Here is a 22,880-nt window from a genome sequence, read left to right as displayed (position 1 = left end):
CGAATGACACAGCTTCAAGGTATTGCAGCTTCCAGCGGTATTGCCATTGCAAAGGTGTACCGTCTGGAAACTCCAGACCTCACATTCAGTAAAGACAAGATTGACCAGCCGGACCACGAGGTGAAACGCCTGCATGAGGCCCTTGAAACATCAAAGTCTGAATTGGAAAAAATCAAAGAGCACACGAAGAAATCATTAGGAGATGAGCATGCAGAAATCTTTTCTGCTCACCTGCTTGTGCTAAGTGACCCAGAACTTATTCAGCCGATCGAAGATAAAATTAAAGCTGAAAACGTTAATGCAGAAGCTGCTCTCCACGAAACAGCGAATATGTTCATTGATATGTTCAAAAACATGGATAATGAATATATGCGTGAACGTGCAGCAGACATTCAGGACGTTACAAAACGTGTTATGGCACACCTATTGAACGTTACGTTCCCTGACCCTGCCTTAATCAATGAAGAAGTGGTCATCGTTGCTGATGATTTGACTCCTTCTGATACAGCTCAATTGAACAAACAGTACGTCAAAGGGTTCACTACGGATATTGGCGGGCGCACCTCCCACTCTGCAATCATGGCCCGTTCTCTTGAGATTCCAGCTGTCGTTGGAACGAAGAATATTACTTCTCAAGCAGAGAAAGATGTCATGATTATCGTTGATGGGATTAATGGCGACGTTATTGTAGACCCTACTGATGAGCAAGTGGAAACATACAAACAGAAACAAGATGATTTTGAAAAGCAAAAACAAGAATGGGCTAAGCTTAAAGACGAACCTACTGTGACATCAGAGGGTGATCATGTTGAGCTTGTGGCAAACATTGGTACTCCTGATGATGTGGAAGGTGTACTGAACAACGGTGGTGAAGGTGTCGGTCTTTACCGTACAGAGTTCCTTTATATGGGTAAAAGTCAACTTCCTACAGAAGAAGAGCAATACGATGCTTACTCTTCTGTGTTGAAACAAATGGGAGACAACCCTGTAGTCGTTCGTACGCTGGACATCGGTGGAGATAAGGAACTTGATTATCTTGATCTTCCAGAAGAAATGAACCCATTCTTAGGATATCGTGCAATTCGTCTCTGCTTAGAACGTGATGATATCTTCCGTGTTCAGCTGCGCGCCCTTTTACGTGCAAGCGTACATGGTAATTTGAAGATCATGTTCCCAATGATTGCTACGCTTGAAGAGTTCCGCCAGGCGAAAGCGATTCTTGAAGATGAAAGAGAAAAACTGGCTAATGAAGGTCAAGAAGTTGCAGATGATATCGAAGTCGGAATGATGGTAGAAATCCCTGCTACTGCAGTCATCGCTCGTCAGTTTGCCAAAGAAGTGGACTTCTTCAGTATCGGGACCAATGACCTTATTCAATACACAATGGCTGCAGACCGTATGAATGAGCGAGTTTCATACTTGTATCAGCCATATAATCCAGCTATCCTTAACTTAATTAACAACGTTATTGAGGCTGCACATGCAGAAGGCAAATGGGCTGGAATGTGCGGAGAAATGGCTGGAGATGAAATCGCTATTCCAATTCTGCTTGGACTAGGCCTTGATGAATTCAGTATGAGTGCTACATCTATTCTTCCTGCACGTACGCAAATTAGAGACCTTTCTAAGAAAGAACTTGCTTCTTATAAAGAAGAAATCCTTTCTAAAGGTACAGCCGAAGAAGTTGTTCAATTCATTAAAGAAAAGACCCAATAATTGTAGTAATCCTAAAACTCTTGTGGCACAATAATACGTGTATAGAGAGTCCCTATTCTCTTGCAACGTTTTGCAAAGAAAGTGAAGTGTTCACATGACATTTACGATAATCTTGATTGTATGTATCGCCATTGTTTTAGGAATTGCTGCCATGTTCGGTTTTGCTGTTTCCAAGGGGTATGATTATAATCATACGGTAGATCCGCATCCGGACGAATTGGATAATAACGATATGCGAAACGACCATAATAAAAGCTGACGTCATCCTAATAGACGTCAGCTTTTTCTTTTGCTATAGTACAGTTTCATTTAAAAAGTAATAATTATTCTCAACCTAAATATAGGTTAGACCACTAGTTCACTTTAAGAGGCCAGGGAAGCGACGAAATTCCTGTGGAATAACAAGGTGACCCGTGAGGTGGTTAAGACCGAGGAGTATCAACGTACGTACACGGATAGCAAATCGTTTCCCTGACCTTTTTATTCTTCTCTATGGTGATTTCTGGACCAAAGCATTACTTAAAAGTATCGGCTCTCAATTCGTATTTTTCAACAAAAGGAACTCTTAACTTTGGTTTTGGTATTTGCCGTGGATACCCCATCTGCAACACAGCCACAAGCTTATGGCTGGTAGATTCAATGCCTAGAGCTTCTGCGAATAATGGATCATCAAGGTATGGACTCGTCATCCACAAAACTCCAATCCCTTTTTCCCACGAAAGCAATTGGACATTTTGAATGTAGGCACAAACAGCAGCGTAATCTTCTTCATATTTATGAGGATCCTCATCTTTTTTCATATAGACGAGTGCATGATGAGGAATTTTATTAAGGAACTTCCTAATCCCATCTTTCATTTTTTCAGCTTTATCACCATTGGAAAAAAAACCTTGGCGTTGGTAGCTCTCTAAAACGAGTTCAGCGTAGTCTTCTTTCCCCTTCTCTTGTAACATGATGATGTTCCATGGCTGTTTCATGCGATGGGTGGGCGCCCAAGAAGCTTTAGCAAAAACATCCTTCAGAATAGATTGACTGACTGTATTTTCTTTAAAATCGTGAATCGATCGACGCTGTACAATGGCTTCTTCCAAATACAAACGCCCACCTCCTTTAAAACAACCTGGTCAGCTGGTACCCCATTAAATAGGCCCATTCTCGCAAAAAGAATGGAAGCTTTGTTTCTAAAGTTTCGTAAGCAGAATACTTTGTGGGTACTCCTGTAACATCCATCCCTTTACTTTGAGCTACACCTACGGCTCTTTTCAGATGAAACTGATCACTTACTAGAAGGTATGAATCAATACCTTGTCCTTTTGCTACTTCTTGTGCATTGACCAAATTATCTTCTGTAACAAGAGATTTGTCCTCAATTAAAATGTCTTCTTTCGGAACTCCCTGATCCAAGGCGTACGTTTTTCCTACCTCAGCCTCCGATGAAGCCGCGTTCTTGCTCACCCCGCCTGTGAACACAAGATAGTCCACTTTGCCTTGCTTATATAGCTCTATGCCTTGCTTAAGACGTCCTTTGAATACTGGACTTGGCTTTCCGTTCCACTGAGCGGCTCCAAGAACAATGGCTGCATCAGCTTTAGGGATATCGTCTTGTTCCCCATAAGTCCATAAACTATAGCCTGTATAGAGGCCATAGGCTAGTGCAATAATTAGTACAAACCGTAGTATTCGTTTCATGTTTCTGTTTCTCCTACTCCTTGTTGTCTATACACCATTTTACCATAGAAAAAAGCCTCTCTGAACATTCAGAGAGGCTTGTAACATAAATTTTATTTATTCAAGTTGTAGAAAGCTTTTTCGCCTGCGTATTCTGCAGTTCCAAACAGCTCGTCTTCAATACGAAGAAGCTGGTTGTACTTCGCAACACGGTCCGTACGGGACGGAGCACCGGTCTTGATTTGACCAGAGTTTGTTGCAACAGCGATATCAGCGATTGTAGCATCTTCTGTTTCACCTGAACGGTGGGAAATAACAGCTGTGTAACCAGCGCGTTTCGCCATTTCAATTGCCTGGAATGTTTCTGTAAGTGTACCGATTTGGTTCACTTTAATTAGGATAGAGTTCCCTACGCCTTGCTCGATCGCACGACCGAGTTTTTCAGTGTTTGTTACAAACAAGTCGTCTCCTACTAGTTGAACACGGTCACCGATACGGTCTGTAAGAAGTTTTGTACCTTCCCAGTCGTTTTCATCAAGACCATCTTCTATAGAGATGATTGGATATTTGTTAACAAGCTCTTCGTACCAGTCAACCATTTCTTCAGAAGAACGTACAACGCCTTCACCTTTAAGGTTATACTTGCCGTCTTCGTAGATTTCAGAGGAAGCTACGTCCATTGCAAGTTTAACCTCTTCGTCCGGCTTGTAACCAGCTTCTTCAATCGCTTCAATAATTGTAGATAGAGCTTCTTCGTTAGATTGTAGGTTTGGTGCGAATCCACCTTCATCACCAACACCCGTGTTGTAACCTTTATTCTTAAGCACTTTTTTAAGAGAGTGGAAGATTTCCGCACCCATACGAAGTGCTTCTTTAAATGTTGGAGCACCAACAGGCATAATCATGAATTCTTGGATGTCCACGTTATTATCTGCGTGCTCTCCTCCATTTAGAATGTTCATCATTGGAGTTGGAAGAGTGGATGCAGTGAATCCTCCCAGGTATTTGTAAAGAGGAAGACCTACAACGTCAGCTGCTGCGTGCGCACAAGCCATGGAAACACCAAGGATTGCGTTAGCACCTAGATTGCCTTTGTTTTCTGTGCCATCAAGGTCCATCATGAGTTGATCGATGATTACTTGTTGTGTAACATCCATTCCGAGTAGTTTCGGAGCGATTTTTTCATTAACGTTTTCTACAGCTTTTTCTACGCCTTTTCCGAGGTAGCGGTTTTTGTCACCGTCACGTAGTTCAACAGCTTCGTATTCACCAGTAGAAGCACCACTTGGTACAAGTGCAGTACCGAATGCTCCAGATTCAGTATAAATTTCAACTTCGACAGTTGGGTTACCACGAGAGTCTAGGACTTCACGTGCATAAACGTCTGTAATATATGGCATTTAATATCTCTCCCTTATTTTTTGATTAATGTTTTCCCAGTCATTTCTTCTGGCTGTTCTACACTGAGAAGTTCAAGCAGAGTTGGAGTTAGGTCTCCAAGGATTCCTCCATCACGCAACTCTACGCCTTCTTTTGTAACAATCACAGGGACTGGATTCGTCGTATGAGCAGTCATAGCGTCTCCGTCTGGTGTCGTCACCTCATCAGAGTTCCCGTGGTCTGCTGTAATGATGGCGTGACCGCCTTTTTCATGGATCTTATCAACGATCTTGCCTAAGCACTCATCTACAGCCTCAATCGCCTTGATGGTAGGCTCAAGCATTCCTGAGTGCCCAACCATATCAGGGTTTGCGAAGTTCAGAATGATCGCATTGTGTTTGTCTGCATCCAATTCACCAAGTAAAGCGTCCGTGACTTCATAAGCACTCATTTCAGGCTTAAGATCGTAAGTGGCAACCTTCGGTGAATCGATCAAAATGCGCTCTTCTCCATCGAATTCTTCTTCACGCCCGCCACTCATAAAGAATGTGACGTGAGGATATTTTTCAGTTTCTGCGATACGCAGCTGTTTCATACCGTTATTAGCAAGAACCTCGCCTACTGTATTTTTTAAGTCGTTCGGCGGGAAAGCCACTTTGCTGTTTACCGCATCACTGTATTGAGTCATACCAACAAAGTGAATGTTCTTAGGAGCTTGATCTCCACGATCAAAGTCTTCAAAATCATCATTTGCAAACGTTCGGGAAATTTGAATCGCTCGGTCAGGTCGGAAGTTGAAGAATACGATAGAGTCTTCATCTTCTACCTTACCGATTGGTTGATTATTATCATCTGTCAATACGACAGGCTCAACGAATTCATCATAAACTTCATTTTTGTAAGAATCATCAATCGCTTGAATCGGATCTTTATAAGTCGTGCCTTTTCCATAGGCAATTGCGTCATAAGCTTTTTTCACACGATCCCAGCGGTTGTCACGGTCCATGGCATAGTAACGCCCAGCGATGGTAGCCAGCTGACCGACACCGATTTCTTCAATCTTATCTTGAGTTTGCTTGATATAAGTTTTCGCAGACTGCTGACCTACATCACGTCCGTCTAGGAAAGCATGAACATACACTTTATCCAGGCCTTCTTTTTTCGCAAGCTCAAGGGTGGCAAACATATGATTGATGTGGCTGTGGATACCACCATCAGAGAGAAGACCAAATACATGCAGCGCTTTACCTTTTTGCTTCGCATGACGAACAGCGTTCAATAGCACTTCGTTTTCGAAGAAGTCACCTTCTCTTACTGACAAATTGATACGAGTCAAACTTTGATAAACGACTCGTCCTGCACCGATGTTCAAGTGACCCACTTCTGAGTTCCCCATTTGACCTTCCGGAAGACCGACAGCTTCCCCGCAAGCCGTTAGCTGAGAGTGAGGAAACTGGTTCCAATAGCGATCAAAGTTAGGGGTGTTTGCTTGCTTAACGGCATTGCCATACTCGTCATCCCGAATGCCATAGCCATCAAGAATAATCAAAGCGGCTAAGTTTTGCTTACTCATGCTTACCTGCCTCCACTAGTTTTAGGAAAGAGTCAGCTTCTAAGCTCGCTCCACCTACAAGGGCACCGTCAATATCGGACTGGGAAAGAAGCTCATCAACGTTCGCTGGTTTTACACTTCCGCCATACTGAATACGTACAGCATCTGCTGCATCAGCATTCACAAAGTTACTTACCACTTCACGGATGTGCGTACATACTTCATTCGCTTGCTCTGCTGTAGCTGTACGCCCTGTACCAATTGCCCAGATAGGTTCATAAGCGATGATCGTTTGAGCACATTGCTCATTTGTTAGACCTTCAAGTGCTTTTTTCACTTGAGATTCTACATGGTCCATCGTCTGATCAGCCTCACGCTGCTCAAGAGATTCACCTACACAGATAATCGGAGTCAAGCCATGTTTGAAAGCAGCATGAACTTTCTTGTTGACGTCTTCATCTGTTTCTTTGAAAATTTCACGACGCTCGGAGTGGCCAAGAACAACATACTTAACGCCTAGCTCTTTTAGCATAATCGGGCTCACTTCACCAGTAAATGCGCCGCTTTCTTCAAAATGCATGTTTTGCGCACCGATTTCAAGGCTTGTACCTTCCGTTTCTTCAACCAGCTTTTGAAGAAATGGGAACGGAGCACATACAACAGATTCCACTTGATCTGCAGATGGAACTTCATTTTTAGCTGTTTGAATAAAATCTTCAGCTTCACGGTGTGTTTTATTCATTTTCCAGTTTCCTGCAATTACTTGTTTACGCATGTCAACTTCACCTCTCCTTAATTATTTATCGTTGAGTAGAGCGACACCTGGAAGTTCTTTTCCTTCCATGAACTCTAAGGATGCGCCGCCTCCTGTTGAAACGTGATCCATGTCATCGGCAAAACCGAACTTCTCAACTGCTGCTGCGGAGTCCCCGCCGCCAATCACGCTATAACCTTCGGTTTGAGCCAGTGCATTTGCGACAGCTTTTGTACCGTTGGCAAAGGTTTCGAGTTCAAATACGCCCATCGGTCCATTCCATATGACAAGTTTGGAATCTTTGATGATTTCCGCGTATTTCTCTCTCGATTTTGGCCCGATATCCAAAGCTTCCCAATCAGCAGGGATACTGTCAATCGCTACTTCTTTGGTATTAGCTGAATCAGAGAAATCATCTGCAACAATGACATCATCAGGCATATGGAATTTCACGCCTTTTTCTTCAGCCTTTTTCATATATTCATTCGCCAAATCAATCTTATCTTCCTCTAGTAAAGATTTACCGATTTCATGACCTTGCGCTTTTACAAAGGTGTAGGCAAGCCCTCCACCTATAATTAAGTGATCTACTTTATCGATGAGGTTGTCGATTACACCGATTTTGTCTTTTACTTTTGCTCCACCGATAATCGCCGTGAATGGGCGCTCTGGGTTAGAAAGAGCTTTACTGAGCACGTTAATTTCTTTTTCCATAAGGAAACCAGCTACAGCCGGCAAGTGTTCAGCTACTCCCGCTGTTGAAGCGTGAGCACGGTGAGCTGCACCGAAAGCGTCATTGACATAAAGATCTGCCATATCCGCAAATGCTTTTGCCAATTCAGCGTCATTCTTTTCTTCACCTGGGTGGAAGCGTACGTTTTCAATTAACAATACATCTCCATCTTCCATTTCAGATAAAGCCTTGTTCACTTCGTCTCCATAAACTTCATCTGTTTTCGTAACGGTCTGTCCAAGCAAGTCGCTCAAACGCTTGGCTACAGGATCCAAACGAAGCTCTTCAACGACTTCACCTTTTGGACGTCCAAGGTGACTGGCAAGAATAACTTTTGCGCCATTTCCGATCAAGTGCTTGATTGTCGGAAGTGCTGCCTTGATTCTCGTGTCATCTGTTACTTCTTCTCCACTCATTGGAACGTTAAAGTCTACACGGCAAAAAACAGTTTGTCCTTTAACTTCAACATCACGAATTGTTTTCTTATTCATGAAAAGACAACCTCCTTGGTTTGTGGTCAGGTTCATCGCCTGCCCATATGTACGTTTCCACTGATTCTGTCAGTGAAAACGCCCAGAAGCAGGAACCATGAAAACATGGATAAAGGAGGAGGACATGAGACCCCCTCCTTTATCAATTTAGCTCGATTGTTACCGAACTTTTATTTATTATAGTCCTTGGTTTTTAAGATAAACAGCAAGGTCTACACAACGGTTGGAGTAACCGAACTCGTTGTCATACCAAGAAACAACTTTAACCATGTTGTTTTCAAGAGTAAGAGTAGATAGACCGTCGATGATAGAAGAGTGCGTGTTTCCATTGTAGTCTGAAGAAACAAGCGGCTCATCACTGTAACCAAGGATTCCTTTAAGATTACCTTCAGCTTCTGCCTTAAGCGCTTCGTTTACTTCTTCTGCAGTAACATCTTTTTCAAGCTCTGCAACGAAGTCTACGATAGATACGTTCTGAGTTGGTACACGCATAGCCATTCCGCTAAGCTTGCCATCAAGCTGTGGAAGTACCTTCGCAACCGCTTGTGCAGCACCAGTTGTTGTAGGAATGATGTTTTGAGCAGCTGCACGAGCACGACGATAATCTTTGTGTGGAAGATCAAGAATTTGCTGATCGTTCGTGTATGAGTGAACAGTTGTCATCATACCGCGTTTAAGACCGAATTTGTCATCAAGTACTTTAGCATATGGTGCCAAGCAGTTCGTCGTACAAGAAGCGTTAGAAATTACGTGATGAGAATCTTTGTCGTATTGATCTTCGTTTACACCCATTACGACTGTAAGATCTTCTTGCTTCGCTGGTGCAGAGATGATTACTTTCTTCGCACCTGCATCCAAGTGTTTCTTCGCGTCGTCACGTTGTGTGAAACGACCTGTTGATTCGATAACGATATCAACACCTAGATCTCCCCAACCAAGTTGAGCCGGATCTTTTTCAGAAAGTACTTTGATTTCTTTGCCACCTACGATTAGGTTGTCACCGTTCGTTGTCACTTCTTCAGAAAGAGTGCCATGAACAGTATCGTATTGAAGCAAGTGTGCTAGCATGTTCGCATCAGTCAAGTCGTTTACCGCAACTACCTCAACATCGTTATTTTTCAAAGAAGCGCGGAAAACGTTACGTCCAATACGTCCAAAACCGTTAATACCAATTCTTACAGTCATGTAAAATTCCTCCTTAGGATTAAATACAAAATTTATTTAAAGGGAATATCCCTTTATTAACTCATTTGCTGCACCTTCATCCGTAATCAGAACATTGCTTTGTCCTGGCTGGAAATAAGATGCGATTGCTTGTGCTTTAGAACGACCTCCAGCTACTGCAATGACATCCTTCGCATGCTTCAAATCCTCTAATTGCAACCCAACGGTACGGACTTTATGAACGATTTCACCTTTGGTGTTAAAATAATAGCCAAACGCTTCACCTACAGCTTCGTTCCGTTTGATTACTTCCATTTGTTCAGGGGATGTCTTCCTTCGTTCTGCCATTGTGTTAGCATCACCGACACCGTGAATAACAATCTCAGCATTACGAATAATGTTAAGCACTTCTTTAATCGAAGGTTCCTCGATAATCGTATGGTAGGATTCTTCACTCAGTGGATCGGGTACATACAACATACGATAATCTCCGCGTGCTTTTTTTGCCATTTCCGCACAAATCGTATTGGCTTGATTTTCGACCCTTTCGCCTAGTCCGCCTCGAGCGGGTACGAAGAGACATTTACCGGCAGTGTTAAACGGGGTCATCACCTCAGCCACAGCAGCCATAGTTGTACCGCCTGTAATGGCAATGGCCTGATCTGGCAGGATTCGTTCTTTTAAGTACTGGACACAAGCTTTGCCCATGTCTTGTTTTACCCATTCGAGCTCATCACTATCACCCGGAACAACAACCACATGGTCTAGGTTTAATTTATCCTTTAATTGTTGTTCTAAAACCTTGATCCCTTTAACATCTTTGATAAATTCAGCTAGCTGCTCAAGGATGTTTTGCCCTTCATATGTGAGATGCATACCACGTGAAGTAATTTCAACGATACCTTGACGATTCAGGAAGTCTACCTCACTCCGTACCGTTCGTTCAGCTAACTCGACACTTTCTGCCAGAGCACGACGGCCGACGGGCTGCATGATTTGGATATGATACAACAGTTGATAACGCCGCTGCATAACATCCAAGACTTCAGGGAACAATTTCTTTTGTAGGTCAATTAAAGCTCTCATGGAAAAGCTCCTTTATTGTCATTCCACTAACTGGGATAAATTATGTCCCGGCCAGTCATATTCTGTCCCGCTTGGAGCAAAAAAATATCCTTTTCACATTTTTATCTTAACAGTGGGGATAAGCCTGTGCAAGCGTAATCCATCTGTTTTTTAATGTAAACGCTTTTTTATACTAAAGTAGTCGATTCTTCGATATTCTATTTCTTCTCCATTAACGATAAGTACAGGGATTTCAAACATATACTTCTCCAGAAGTTCTTCATCGGTTTCTATATCTATTTCCTCACGCTCAATGGTAAAATCCAACTCTAACAGATCAATTAAAGATTCTACCTCTTCACAAAGAGGACAGCGGTCCTTTTTGTACACAATTATTTTATTCATAGCTCCCCCTCCTAGTCTTCCCTCATTTTAGCAGATGATCGGTAGGAATGGATGCACTAAATAAAACAACAGAGAGCACGCTTTTAAGATGCGTGCCCCCTGTTATCGTAGAAACCATTATCAATTTTCAGTTCCCGTTTCTGTAAGAATTCCGTCAACTCTTCGCCTGCATAATCTTTCGGAGTCCGCTTCAATAATTCATAATTGAAGGACAACTTCTGCTGATGCTGCATATCAAACACATGAATCCGTCTGCCTTCCGTAACCTGTTCAGTAGACAACATTTTGTAACGGATTAAGTTTGTCATAAATACCCCTTTTCTTTACCAAAACGAAAAGCACCTAATTAGCTTATTTCATTATATCATAAGAAGTCGAATCAGGAAACTATATTAGAATACCATCAACCATTATTATCTGTACATGCTTTGTAAATTTTATGTATCATTAAATTTTAAATAACATAAATGTAACCGCTAATATATTATATTAATATAGTAAAATAGGGAGATTGATCGACATTTTACAACAAAAAAAGCCATGCTTCTTATATAGAAGCATGACTTTTTAACAATAGTAGACGTTTATGTTCTGAACGTTGATTACATTGTTAAGCTTTATCAACTGACGATGACTAAATCATCAGCTATTTGCAGCTCCGCCTCGGTATGATCCAAGACATCCTTCACTGTATAAGGAGGCATGACTTCTTTCAACACCAAGCCACTATCTGTCACTACGATAACAGCCATATCCGTAATGATCATGTTGACGCAACCTTTAGCAGTCAAAGGAAGATTACATTTTTTCAATATTTTTAAATCTCCCTTTTTACTGACATGGCTCATTACAACAATCACTTTTTTAGCCTTTTGGGCAAGCTCCATGGCCCCTCCTATCCCTGGAACACGCTTCCCCGGAACAATCCAGTTGGCAAGGTCGCCACTTTCACTGACCTCAAGTCCTCCAAGGATCGTAATGTCTAGACATCCTGAGCGTATGATGCCGAATGCGGTTGCACTGTCAAAATAAGAGGAGCCTGGAACAACTGTGACAGGAAAACCTCCCGCATTGCATAACATCGCATTCTCTTCTCCTGTATCTGGTGCTTTGCCCATCCCCAATACACCATTTTCCGCTTGGAACATGACTTGATTTTCCAGCGGAATATGATTGGCTACGAGCGATGGTATGCCGATACCAAGATTTACAATCATCCCGTGTTCTATTTCCTGTGCAGCTCTTTTAGCAATTCGATTACGTACATTTACTCCCATGCCCATTTCCAATTCACCCCTTCGGTTTGAATGACCATATCAACGAAAACACCCGGAGTTACAATACATTCGGGGTCAAGCTCTCCAGCAGGAACGATCTCTTCCACTTCTGCAATGGTATAGGTGCCGGCCATCGCTACGAGCGGAGAGGTATTACGAGCGCTAGTGTCATAGATCAAGTTACCGAACGTGTCCGCTTTTTTCGCATAAACGATCGCCACATCCGCTTTCAATGGTGTTTCTAACAAGCACTCCTTCCCTCCTACAACTATCTTCTGTTTTCCTTCCTCCACCATGCTGCCAACTCCTACATCGACGAGAATTCCTTCAAGACCTACACCACCAGCTCTGATGCGTTCGGCAAGTGTGCCTTGTGGTGAGAATTCCACATCCAGTTTTCCATCCGTCATCAGTTGCCCAGCGACAGGATTTGATCCGATATGTGAAGCGATCAGTTTTTTAGCTCTTCCTTCACTTACGATTTTTCCAATGCCGATATGAGGAAATCCAGCATCATTTCCAATAAGCGTCAGGTCTTTGACCCCTTTTTCCAGAATGGCATTAATGATGGTAGGTGGATTTCCTATCCCTCCGAAACCTCCATACATAATCGAGCTTCCATCCTTAAAATGGGAAATCACCTGTTCGACAGTAGCCACTTTATTAATACGCCTTCGTTTCGTTTTTTCCATGTGTCATTACACTCCTATCCGATGTAATCTACAACCCCTTGCACTCTCAATTCTCTTTGAATTTCATGTATTGTATTTTCAAAAATATCTACCAGTAAGTCTATCTCCTGCTTCGTGATGTTCAGAGGCGGAGCAATGATGACGGCATCTCCATCTCCACCTTCAACACCAGCTGAAGCTGGATAGATTAGAAGCCCCTTGTCACGAGCTTTTTCCACAAGTTTACTCGAAAGTGAAAGATCCTTTGAGAAAGGATGCTTCGTGAATGTGTTCGATACAAATTCGATTCCGACCATCAATCCTTTTCCACGAATATCACCAATGATCGGATGCTTCACACTTACACCTTTCAATCGTTCCATTAAATAATCGCCACAGACTTTAGATTTATAAACAAGATTGTTTTTCTCTATATAATTAATCACTGCCAGAGCAATTGCTGCAGATTGAGGATTGGCACTATATGTGTGTCCACTCATAACAGAAGCTGACCCTGCCAAAATTGGTTTCATCACTTTTTTACTGGCAAACGCGGCAGCAATCGGAGTGTAGCCAGCACTCATCCCTTTACCTAGTGCAATGATGTCAGGCTTTACTCCCCAATGATCCATTGCGAACATTTTGCCCGTCCTGCCTATCCCTGTCATCACTTCATCAGCAATGAACAGAATATCGTGATAATCACAGATTTCTTTGACACGCTGATTGTAACCATCAGGTGGAACTATTACGCCTCCAGCCGCACCGACAATCGGTTCTGCTATGAACGCTGCGATGTTTTCTGCCCCTTCTCGCCGGATCGTGGTATCCAATTCATTTGCACACATCAGCTGACAACTTGGATATTTTTGATTGAATGGACAGCGGTAACAATTCGGCGAAGAAATGGTAGGGAAGCTCTCCAACAATGGTACGAACCTTTCTCTTCTACCTATATGGCCCGACATTGATAGAGCTCCCATCGTAATGCCATGATAGCTAGACCACCTGGAAATGATCTTATTTTTTCTATAGTTTCCTTTCTCTTGCCAATGTTGAATTGCCATTTTCAATGCTGTTTCTGTAGCTTCTGAACCACTGTTTGTAAAAAAAGAAAAATACTGGTCGTCTTCACCGAAAGCTAACTGGTTCAATTTTTCTGCAAGCTTCTCCGCTGGTTCTGTCGTAAACTGAGAGCGATATACAAACGAAATCTTTTTCGCCTGTTCATAGATAACATCAATGATTTCAGGAACTGCATGACCGATACTAGCTGTAACAGCACCTGAAGATCCGTCCAAGTATTGTTTTCCTTGTTGATCATAAATGAATACACCATGTCCATGCATGGCAGTCGGATAAAAATCCCCCATTACCGGTTTGATCAGATAGGATTGATTCATGCTTGCCCTCCTTTACAGATTTTCTAGAGGTTGGAGTGGCTTAATACTCCCCTGATTTTTTAGAATTGTCTGTTAGTTCCATGTTATTTAATATGATTACTAATTTCTATTGGCCGATTCTAATCAATTATTCCATTTATTTTTATACAAATTGTATAAATGGATGATACTTTCCTATCAGTAATTACCTTTATAAATCTTTTATTTACTGAATTAGAGTGGAATTCAGCTAAAATGTTGTTCATAAAAAATTGTACAACTTGATCATCATGGGTAGAGGAGTTTAAAGGGTATGCAGAGAATGTACAAGGGAGGTGGGATATTATGACGATCAGCGTAAATGAAGCATTGAATCTACCAGCCATGGCAGACACCCAGATAGTTGCAGGACAAAACGGTGTCCATAATTTGATCAAGTGGGTGACCATCGTGGAGGTCATCGAAGATATAAATCGGCTTCAAGAAGGTGAGTTTCTGATAACTACTGGTTATGGTGTGGACGAAAATAATCAACATTTTCAAAAACTTATAGCCTCTAATAAGTTATCAGCAATTGCCATATCGACTGGTTTTTATTTGAAAGATATCCCTCAAAAATTCATAGATATCGCCGATGCACACGGCATGCCTCTGATTGAGATACCAAGCGAAATCAACTTCTCTACTATTACAAAAGGAATACTTGAGCAAATCGTCAACAGGCAAATGGAAATGATAACTTCATCTTTGAATATCCATAAGCAATTGACTGGGTTGGTTTTAAAACAAGAAGGCGAGAATAAAATATCAGATACCTTATCAACATTGATTGAAGCAACAGTATTTGTAATGAATGAATATGATGAAATTACCTATTCACCTCAAGGGTATGAAAGTGTAGATATTAAAAAAGAACGACTGTTGAAGCATACTCATTATTCTAAAAGGACCAATCGCCCTCAACAGGAAGATATCGAGGGTTACAAGGTGCTATTCCAACCTATTATTGCAAGCGAAACCTATTATGGGTGTATCATCGCTGTAAAGGAACTGGAAAAGTGGTCAGAAATTGACTTGAATGCTATTGAGCATGCAGCTACTGTCTATGCCATCGAGTTTTTACAGAAAGAAGCAGTAGAACATTCGCAAATCAGATTACGCGAGGAATTTTTAGAAGAAATCATCAACCAAAGCTTCAAAAGCTCAGCGATTGCATTAGAACGGGGAGAAAAGTTAGGCTATGACCTATCATTAGATCAAGCGGTCCTCCACATCAAACTGACAGATTATAGTGATAGTGAGCACCTCAGTAAAACCGTCCATGCTGTCCAGAGCCATATCATCAATCTTTTTCAAAAGCAGAACAGGCAGATTATAGTGAGGAATAGACTCGATAATATCATCATTCTTTTGGAAGTAAAGACAGGAATGGATAGAAAAGCCAAAGAAGATGTACTATCTGCAGCTGCTACCCTTTTGGAAACTTGGAAACAAAAACACCCGCACCGTAGGATGTTAATCGGCGCAGGGAAGATGTATAACCATATTAATGACTTAAGCCAGAGTGCTATGGAAGCAAAATATGCCGTCGACCTTTCGCATCTATTACTTGATAGTAAAGAAATCATCCACTTTGACGACCTTGGAACCTTTCATTTTTTGTTGCAAATGAAAGAGGTCGGGGTCAACTTGCACCAGTTTTATGATGAACAAATAGGAGATTTACTGAAAGCAAGCGAGAAAGGGATCGACCTACTTCATACATTGGAAACTTATTTCAAACATAACTTGAACATGCAAACAACAGCCCAGAATCTTTTCGTCCACCGCCACACATTAAAATACCGACTGAATAAAATTGAGGAGAAAAGCGGACTCAACTTACGTTCAGCAGATGATCGGCTTAAGATACAATTAGGCATCGCAGCTTATAAGATCGACCAGTATTGACTTGTGGTATTCGTTATGGGAATAGAGAATGAGGAGCGTAAATCCTTTGCTCATCTATCCTCAACTCCTAATATTCTCGCCTGGACTCGCTTTTAACACATTCTTTTTAAAGATAACTTCGAAAAACAATACACTTACGTCAAATTTTGCTCACAAAAAAACCTCTCGATATTTTAACTAATACGTCAAGATATCGAGAGGCCTCATAAACGGTGGTAGGTTTTACACGGACAACCGTACTAACAACGGGGACGCTTTAACTATTTCGTGTCTCTACGGTCAACCAACGTTTATTTACTTTTAGCGCGCCTGAGAGGATTCGAACCCCCGACAGACGTAGAACCGGAATCTACCGCTCTATCCAACTGAGCTACAGGCGCAAGAAACGACATGCAAATAATATTATAGTAATTTCACGTTAAAAACGCAATAGTTTTTGTTGATCTTCTCATTTCTATTCCATAAAATTCTTATTACATACGTTTATACAAATAGTTTTAGGGAATGATGGTAGAAGAAAACTTGCAGAAATAGGTTAATCGTTTTGTTTGACCTTTTCTGACCTTAATTGTATGATGAATATATTCCATCATAATTAATTGATGATAAGGAGGAAACCACAATGAATTTAGTCCCTACAGTTATTGAACAAACAAACCGCGGAGAACGTGCATACGACATATACTCCCGCTTACTTAAAGACCGGATTATTATGCTCGGAAGTCCGATCGATGACAATATCGCTAACTCTGTTGTCGCTCAGCTTCTATTCTTGGCTGCAGATGACCCGGATAAAGACATTTCCTTGTACATCAACTCTCCAGGTGGTTCAATCACAGCTGGTATGGCAATCTTCGATACAATGCAGTTCATTAAACCGAATGTATCAACAATTTGCACAGGAATGGCTGCATCAATGGGTGCTTTCCTGCTTAATGCTGGTGAACCTGGTAAACGTTATGCACTACCAAACAGTGAAGTGATGATTCACCAACCACTTGGCGGTACTCAAGGTCAAGCTTCTGACATTGAAATCCACGCAAAACGAATCATTAAGATGCGTGAGAAACTAAACAAAATCCTTGCAGAACGTACAGGTCAACCTTTAGAAATCATTGAGCGCGATACGGACCGTGACAACTTCATGTCTGCACATGAAGCTGTAGAATACGGGTTGATTGACAAAGTTATGGATAAAAAAACTGATGAATAATAAGTTCGTAAAAATCCGCTGTGTTTTCACAGCGGATTTTCTTATATTATGGGAACGTTCCCGTAAAGTTTACGTTCATATTTTCACAAATAACGATAAAAATTTACGACTCTTTTACAAAATCAGACAGTTCTTCTAAAGCTGTCTCTTCATCCGAGCCATCAGCAATCAATGTAATTTCCTCACCTGTACCAACAGCCAGGCTCATCAACCCCATAATACTTTTAGCGTTAACTCTTTTTTCATCTTTTTCAATAAAAATATCTGAACTGAAGCGGTTGGCTTGTTGTACGAACTGTGCGGCAGGTCTTGCTTGTAATCCAGTTTCAAGTTCTACTGTAATGGACCGTTCGATCACCTATCATTCTCCTCTCTGTTTCCCCAACATAATCTTTGGAAAGCGCATTCATAGCATACGGAATAAAAACGCTTCCGTCTTATAGAAAGCGTTAATAATTGTAATCCATTATAGCATGAATAGCTAATGAAAAACATTAATTTCTTGAGTTTTCTGTAACTTCTCCACGTCGAACTTTTTCAGCAAACTCATCTATTTTTCGAAGACGATGGTTAATGCCCGATTTACTAATAGGGGATCCAGAGACATATTCTCCAAGTTCTTTTAGAGACACTTCCTGATATTGCAGCCTCAGTGTCGCAATTTCCTGAAGCTTATCCGGCAGTGCTTCAAGACCGACTGTTCTTTCGATAAACTTGATGTTTTCAACTTGTCTAAAAGCAGCACCGATCGTCTTATTTAAATTCGCCGTTTCACAATTGACTAAGCGGTTAACTGAGTTACGCATATCCCTCACTATCCGGACGTCTTCGAATTTAAAAAGAGCTTGATGAGCCCCGATATTACTGATCAGTTCGGTAATTTTATCCGCTTCTTTCAAATAAGTAATAAATCCTTTCTTACGACTCAACGTCCGGGCATGAAGACCGAATTGATTCATAAGCTTACACAACGCCTCGTTGTGTTCCTCATCAGAAGAATAGATCTCCAGGTGGTATGAAGATGTCTCAGGATTGTTTACGGAACCTCCGGCTAGGAAAGCCCCTCTCAAGTAAGCTCGTTTACAGCATGTATCCTGAAGGAATTTCTCTGGAATATCCGGGTTAATGGAGAGAGGGCCATTCAGTATTTCCAGATCATTTAATACTTTATCCGCCTTCTCTTTCATTCTAACAATATAGACGTTATTCTTCTTCAACCTCATCTTTTTACGAACGAGGAGCTCAACAGGATACGGATATAATTTTTTAATTAACGTATAGATTCTTCTTGCAATGGCTGCATTTTCTGTTTGTACATCAAGTACATATTCTCGATTGGATAAAGAAAACGTGCCATTCATCCTTACTAGTGCAGCAAGCTCTGACTCCAAGCAGCACGTTTCAGCTTCTACGTTTGTCAGCTCTTTTTTAATCTCCGATGCAAATGACATAGATGTCCACCCCCTCTGGCCAATTGTTCCTTTTATAGCATAGAGTGTAATAATTTTGTTAATTTATCGGTATCGTGACGCAACATAGACTGGCTATGATCTATGATGTCTTCTTCTATTACTTTTATCCCCATTGACTTGATCCTCTCGATATCATAAACAACAGGCTCTGCTTTTTCACGGGCATACGCTTTTTTGAGGCCTTGATCGATAGGCTTATTATGAACGACAATCGAATTAATGACTTCTTTACCGACGTGATCGAATAATGCCTGTAAATGATCACCGGCTGTGTACCCGGATGTTTCTCCTTTTTGCGTCATGACATTACATACGTAAGTTACATGTGCTTTTGTTTCCCTGAGAGCCTGGCCGATTTCAGGAATAATGATGTTCGGCATGATGCTTGTGTATAAACTCCCTGGGGCAATTACAATCAAATCGGCAGACTTGATGGCGTTCACAGCTTCCGGCAGCGGCTGGACAGGGGTTGGACTGACAAATACTCGCTTGATGCGTTTGTTTTGCTTTGGAATACTCGATTCTCCTGTTACGACAGTACCGTCTTCCATTTCCGCATGCAAGTTCATCGAATGATTTGCGATCGGATAAATGTTTCCCCTCACATTCAATACTCGAGAAATTTCCTTAATTCCCTTATAAAAGTCCCCTGTCATCGATGCCATAGCAGCCAGTAACAGGTTGCCCATGGAGTGTCCGGACAAGCTCGGGCCATTGTTACTGACAAAACGGTGCTGAAAAAGTTCAAGCAGCATCGGTTCAGCATCCGACAAGGCAGCTACTACATTGCGGATATCACCAGGGGCTGGAATCGCCATTTCTGTGCGCAGTCTTCCTGAACTGCCTCCATCATCAGCTACGGTAACGATAGCAGACAGATCAATTGGCAAATTTTTTAGTCCTCTGAGGAGAACAGGCATACCTGTCCCTCCTCCAACGACGACTACACGAGGTTCCTCTTTATTTGCCATGGATCACAAACCCTTTCTTTTATCTATATCTCTGTGAGTCACATGTGTAACAAAATCTCCGCCGAAATACTCGCACAAGTATTCTGCTAAAGCTACCGACCTGTGTTGTCCGCCAGTGCACCCGATCGCAATCACCAGCTGACTCTTGCCTTCCTTCTTATATTGTGGAAGCATAAACTGAAGCAAATCTTTCAACTTCTCTAAAAACTTCTGCGTATCTGACCATTTGAAAACGTAAGAGGATACTTCCGTATTCAATCCTGTCAACGGTCGCATGTGTTCCACATAATGAGGATTCGGCAAGAAACGGACATCGAACATTAAATCAGCATCGATCGGTACTCCATATTTAAACCCAAAGGAAACCATCTGTACAGAAAATACTTGCTGCTCCTGCTGACGATACCTTTCAATAATTCTTTCGCGAAGCTCTTTCGGTTTAAGACTGGTCGTATCAATGATTGTTTGAGAGCGCCCTCTCAGCTCATCAAGCAGTCTGCGCTCCTTACGAATTCCTTCTAATGGTAATCCTTCTTTCGCAAGCGGGTGTGAGCGTCGAGTTTCTTTGTAACGGGAGACAAGCGACTGATCCTCCGCATCCAAGAACAAGATGTGTTCCTGAATCCAGTCTTCTTTTCCAAGACGATCTAAGGAATCAAAAAGCGATACAAAAAACTCTCTTCCTCTTAAGTCCATCACCAAGGCGACATTTTGAATGTTGTTCGTAGAATCCTTCATCAATTCCAGGAATTTCGGTAATAGAGCAGGCGGGAGATTGTCCACACAAAAAAAACCGAGGTCTTCAAAGCTTTGAACGGCTACGGTCTTTCCTGCTCCTGACATACCAGTAATAATTACTAATTGAGTATTGTTCGCATCTTCTCGCATCCTCGATCGCTCCTCATTAGTCAGGTCGTGACGGATCTATATCTTGATCAATCAGTTTGAAATCCGTCGTATATACAAATGTTCCGTAAACTTGCTCATCACTGTTTAGAATGTGCCTGAAAATATGCCGATCGCCCTCTGCCATCGGCTTTGTCAGTACTTCCTCAACAGGAACCCATTCCAATTCTCCTTCTTCACTAACTTCTAGTAAGTCACCGGAATAGGATGTGCTGTAAAACGTGAACATCATCCATTCCTGCTTTGTTTGCTGACCTTCGCGCATGACAAAGGTGAAAGATCCTCTCAACTCTGGGTTTTCGATGAAAAGTCCTGTTTCTTCTTGAAATTCTCGGATAGCAGAATCTTTAATATTTTCTCCTGCCTCCATTTTACCGCCAGGAGCTACGTACCAGCCCCTTCTTGGTTTCTTTAACAATAATACATGATCATTTACTCTTAATATACAATTCGATACACGTTGCAAGGCTGTCACCTCATTTTCTATCTAGAGGGCATCTTTACCCATTATACAATGAATATACGGAACCCTACAATATTATGATTGACTGCATTCAAAAAGCACAAAAAAAGACACAGGTGATAAGCACCTGTGCTAATAGAGATCTATCTATTAAAAGGGGGTCAATTAATCATTTTCATTTTAACTAATTATTGTTTCACGCGTGTTACAGCAGAGTTAAAATGTAATGACTTTTAGTTATTGACCGTTTTTAATTCCTCAAGAAGATTCTCAATATAGTGCTGTGCAGATTGAGCAGCGATACTGCCGTCTCCAGTGGCCGTTACGATTTGACGCAACTCTTTTTCACGGATGTCACCAGCCGCAAAAATGCCAGGTACTTTCGTTTCCATTTTTTCATCTGTTTCAATATACCCTTGTTCATTGGTAATTCCAAGGCTTTCAAATGGCTTACTTAGTGGAATCATGCCGATATAGATGAACGTACCATCCGTACCGAACTCATATTCTTCATCTGTTCTTTTGTTGTACAACGTAACACCGCCGACTTTTCCGTCTTTGTCATTGATGCTTTTCACAACAGTGTCCCAGATAAAGTCAATTTTTTCATTATCAAAAGCACGGTCTTGCAAAATTTTCTGGGCGCGCAATTCATCACGACGGTGGACGATGGTGACTTTGCTTGCAAAACGTGTCAAATAGACACCTTCTTCAACTGCAGAGTCTCCGCCTCCGACAACGACGAGTTCTTTATCACGGAAAAAGGCACCGTCGCAGACAGCGCAGTAAGAAACTCCGCGTCCACCAAGTTCTTTTTCACCTGGTACCCCAAGCTCTTTATACTGTGCACCTGTCGTAACGATGACTGTACGAGCCTTATATTCTTTGTTTCCAGCCTTTACGATTTTATACTCTTTTCCATCTACGACTTCTTTAATATCACCATAAGCATATTCTGCCCCAAATTTTTTAGCATGTTCGAACATTTTATTTGAAAGGTCCGGTCCAAGGATACTTTCATATCCTGGATAGTTTTCTACATCTTCTGTGTTTGCCATTTGCCCTCCCGGAACACCACGTTCGATCATTAACGTATCCAGATTGGCACGGGACGTATAAACAGCTGCTGTCATACCAGCAGGACCGGCACCTGCGATAATTACGTCATAAATACGTTCTTCAGTCATCCAATATCACTCCTTACAACTACCTTTATCTAAGTTGTTATTTTCATGTACATATCATAGTAAATCATACGAAAACCGTCCATTAATGTGCTTAAATGAAATGCGGAAGCGCCTTGGGAAGCCTCGACAAGCATAAGACAAACAACGCAATGGGCTGACCTTTGCCCATGGAGTTGATTGACTTATGACCTCGAGAGGCTAGGCGCTACAGCTGGACAATTGAAAAGTGGAGGCGTCCCGGGAGACACGACTAGCATAAGACGAGGACCGGAGTGAGGCGCTTTTTCCTCACGCAGGGCATCGACTTATGTCTCGAGTGTCTCCCGGGACGCCGGAACTAGACAATGAAATGCGGAAGCGCCTTGGGAAGCCTTGACAAGCATAAGACAAGCAGTTTCATGGGCTGCTCTTTGCCCATGAAACTGCTTGTCTTATAATCTCCAATAGGTGAGGAGTTGTT

General features: G+C 41.8%; 23 protein-coding genes and 1 tRNA gene. 4 read left to right on the top strand and 20 right to left on the bottom strand.

What is annotated here, in order from left to right:
- The first annotated feature begins 3 nt into the window (after positions 1-3).
- Both ptsP and ytzI read left to right on the top strand, forming a co-directional pair.
- On the top strand, positions 4-1,716 hold the full coding sequence (ptsP, locus tag ACRYKC_RS10710) for a phosphoenolpyruvate--protein phosphotransferase (RefSeq protein ID WP_433806725.1): 1,713 nt from the start codon (positions 4-6) through the stop codon (positions 1,714-1,716).
- A gap of 94 nt (positions 1,717-1,810) precedes the next feature.
- Positions 1,811-1,975: a YtzI protein gene (gene ytzI, locus ACRYKC_RS10705; protein WP_433806724.1), complete on the top strand. Its 165-nt coding sequence runs from the start codon at positions 1,811-1,813 to the stop codon at positions 1,973-1,975.
- Positions 1,976-2,231: 256 nt separating this feature from the next.
- Here the strand turns inward: ytzI and ACRYKC_RS10700 are convergent, their stop codons facing one another.
- From ACRYKC_RS10700 to ACRYKC_RS10640, 13 genes are all read right to left on the bottom strand, one after another.
- The gene (locus ACRYKC_RS10700) at positions 2,232-2,813 is read right to left on the bottom strand and encodes a nitroreductase family protein (protein WP_433806723.1); all 582 of its coding nucleotides are present in this window, start codon (positions 2,811-2,813) and stop codon (positions 2,232-2,234) included.
- Positions 2,814-2,826: 13 nt separating this feature from the next.
- On the bottom strand, positions 2,827-3,405 hold the full coding sequence (locus tag ACRYKC_RS10695) for a YdcF family protein (RefSeq protein ID WP_433806722.1): 579 nt from the start codon (positions 3,403-3,405) through the stop codon (positions 2,827-2,829).
- A gap of 92 nt (positions 3,406-3,497) precedes the next feature.
- Entirely contained in the window at positions 3,498-4,784 is a 1,287-nt protein-coding gene (eno, locus tag ACRYKC_RS10690; RefSeq protein ID WP_433806721.1) for a phosphopyruvate hydratase, read from the bottom strand.
- A gap of 14 nt (positions 4,785-4,798) precedes the next feature.
- Entirely contained in the window at positions 4,799-6,337 is a 1,539-nt protein-coding gene (gpmI, locus tag ACRYKC_RS10685; RefSeq protein ID WP_433806720.1) for a 2,3-bisphosphoglycerate-independent phosphoglycerate mutase, read from the bottom strand.
- Positions 6,330-7,091: a triose-phosphate isomerase gene (gene tpiA / locus ACRYKC_RS10680; protein WP_433806719.1), complete on the bottom strand. Its 762-nt coding sequence runs from the start codon at positions 7,089-7,091 to the stop codon at positions 6,330-6,332. Before tpiA ends, gpmI begins: the two co-directional genes overlap by 8 nt.
- Positions 7,092-7,112: 21 nt before the next feature.
- Positions 7,113-8,294, bottom strand: a complete 1,182-nt coding sequence (locus ACRYKC_RS10675; protein WP_433806718.1) for a phosphoglycerate kinase — start codon at positions 8,292-8,294, stop codon at positions 7,113-7,115.
- 177 nt (positions 8,295-8,471) lie between these two features.
- Entirely contained in the window at positions 8,472-9,479 is a 1,008-nt protein-coding gene (gap, locus tag ACRYKC_RS10670; protein WP_085029059.1) for a type I glyceraldehyde-3-phosphate dehydrogenase, read from the bottom strand.
- Between the two features lie 36 nt (positions 9,480-9,515).
- Positions 9,516-10,544, bottom strand: a complete 1,029-nt coding sequence (locus ACRYKC_RS10665) for a sugar-binding transcriptional regulator (RefSeq protein ID WP_433806717.1) — start codon at positions 10,542-10,544, stop codon at positions 9,516-9,518.
- Positions 10,545-10,694: 150 nt separating this feature from the next.
- Positions 10,695-10,928, bottom strand: a complete 234-nt coding sequence (locus tag ACRYKC_RS10660) for a glutaredoxin family protein (protein WP_433806716.1) — start codon at positions 10,926-10,928, stop codon at positions 10,695-10,697.
- 83 nt (positions 10,929-11,011) lie between these two features.
- A complete protein-coding gene (locus ACRYKC_RS10655) occupies positions 11,012-11,236 on the bottom strand; it encodes a hypothetical protein (protein WP_433806715.1) in 225 nt (74 codons plus the stop codon).
- 312 nt (positions 11,237-11,548) lie between these two features.
- Entirely contained in the window at positions 11,549-12,211 is a 663-nt protein-coding gene (locus ACRYKC_RS10650) for a 3-oxoacid CoA-transferase subunit B (protein WP_433806714.1), read from the bottom strand.
- Complete coding sequence (locus tag ACRYKC_RS10645; RefSeq protein ID WP_433806713.1) at positions 12,196-12,897, bottom strand: CoA transferase subunit A; 702 nt, start codon at positions 12,895-12,897, stop codon at positions 12,196-12,198. The genes ACRYKC_RS10650 and ACRYKC_RS10645 overlap by 16 nt, the downstream gene beginning before the upstream one ends.
- 14 nt (positions 12,898-12,911) lie before the next feature.
- A complete protein-coding gene (locus tag ACRYKC_RS10640) occupies positions 12,912-14,279 on the bottom strand; it encodes an aspartate aminotransferase family protein (RefSeq protein ID WP_433806712.1) in 1,368 nt (455 codons plus the stop codon).
- A gap of 324 nt (positions 14,280-14,603) precedes the next feature.
- Between ACRYKC_RS10640 and ACRYKC_RS10635 the strand changes: the two genes are divergently transcribed.
- The gene (locus tag ACRYKC_RS10635) at positions 14,604-16,208 is read left to right on the top strand and encodes a PucR family transcriptional regulator (RefSeq protein WP_433806711.1); all 1,605 of its coding nucleotides are present in this window, start codon (positions 14,604-14,606) and stop codon (positions 16,206-16,208) included.
- Between the two features lie 304 nt (positions 16,209-16,512).
- On the opposite strand, the gene ACRYKC_RS10630 is transcribed toward ACRYKC_RS10635, so the two are convergent.
- A tRNA-Arg gene (locus ACRYKC_RS10630) sits at positions 16,513-16,588 on the bottom strand.
- 218 nt (positions 16,589-16,806) lie between these two features.
- Between ACRYKC_RS10630 and clpP the strand changes: the two genes are divergently transcribed.
- The gene (gene clpP / locus ACRYKC_RS10625) at positions 16,807-17,421 is read left to right on the top strand and encodes an ATP-dependent Clp endopeptidase proteolytic subunit ClpP (protein WP_433806870.1); all 615 of its coding nucleotides are present in this window, start codon (positions 16,807-16,809) and stop codon (positions 17,419-17,421) included.
- 103 nt (positions 17,422-17,524) lie between these two features.
- Here the strand turns inward: clpP and ACRYKC_RS10620 are convergent, their stop codons facing one another.
- The 6 genes from ACRYKC_RS10620 to trxB form a co-directional block, all read right to left on the bottom strand.
- On the bottom strand, positions 17,525-17,779 hold the full coding sequence (locus tag ACRYKC_RS10620; protein WP_433806710.1) for an HPr family phosphocarrier protein: 255 nt from the start codon (positions 17,777-17,779) through the stop codon (positions 17,525-17,527).
- Between the two features lie 136 nt (positions 17,780-17,915).
- Positions 17,916-18,872, bottom strand: coding sequence for a DNA-binding protein WhiA (gene whiA, locus ACRYKC_RS10615; protein WP_433806709.1), 957 nt, complete (start codon positions 18,870-18,872; stop codon positions 17,916-17,918).
- A gap of 32 nt (positions 18,873-18,904) precedes the next feature.
- Positions 18,905-19,864: a gluconeogenesis factor YvcK family protein gene (locus ACRYKC_RS10610; RefSeq protein WP_433806708.1), complete on the bottom strand. Its 960-nt coding sequence runs from the start codon at positions 19,862-19,864 to the stop codon at positions 18,905-18,907.
- A 3-nt stretch (positions 19,865-19,867) separates the two neighbouring features.
- Positions 19,868-20,752: an RNase adapter RapZ gene (gene rapZ, locus ACRYKC_RS10605; RefSeq protein ID WP_433806707.1), complete on the bottom strand. Its 885-nt coding sequence runs from the start codon at positions 20,750-20,752 to the stop codon at positions 19,868-19,870.
- Between the two features lie 16 nt (positions 20,753-20,768).
- The gene (locus tag ACRYKC_RS10600; protein WP_433806706.1) at positions 20,769-21,236 is read right to left on the bottom strand and encodes an 8-oxo-dGTP diphosphatase; all 468 of its coding nucleotides are present in this window, start codon (positions 21,234-21,236) and stop codon (positions 20,769-20,771) included.
- Positions 21,237-21,466: 230 nt separating this feature from the next.
- Positions 21,467-22,420, bottom strand: coding sequence for a thioredoxin-disulfide reductase (gene trxB / locus ACRYKC_RS10595; protein WP_433806705.1), 954 nt, complete (start codon positions 22,418-22,420; stop codon positions 21,467-21,469).
- Between the last annotated feature and the right edge of the window lie 460 nt (positions 22,421-22,880).

Origin of the sequence: Halobacillus sp. A1-3 (assembly GCF_050971765.1) — a bacterium.
Taxonomy (GTDB): Bacteria; Bacillota; Bacilli; order Bacillales; family Halobacillaceae; genus Halobacillus; species Halobacillus mangrovi_B.
Note: the sequence above shows the minus strand (reverse complement) of the source record. Positions and strands in the feature narration are given on the sequence as shown.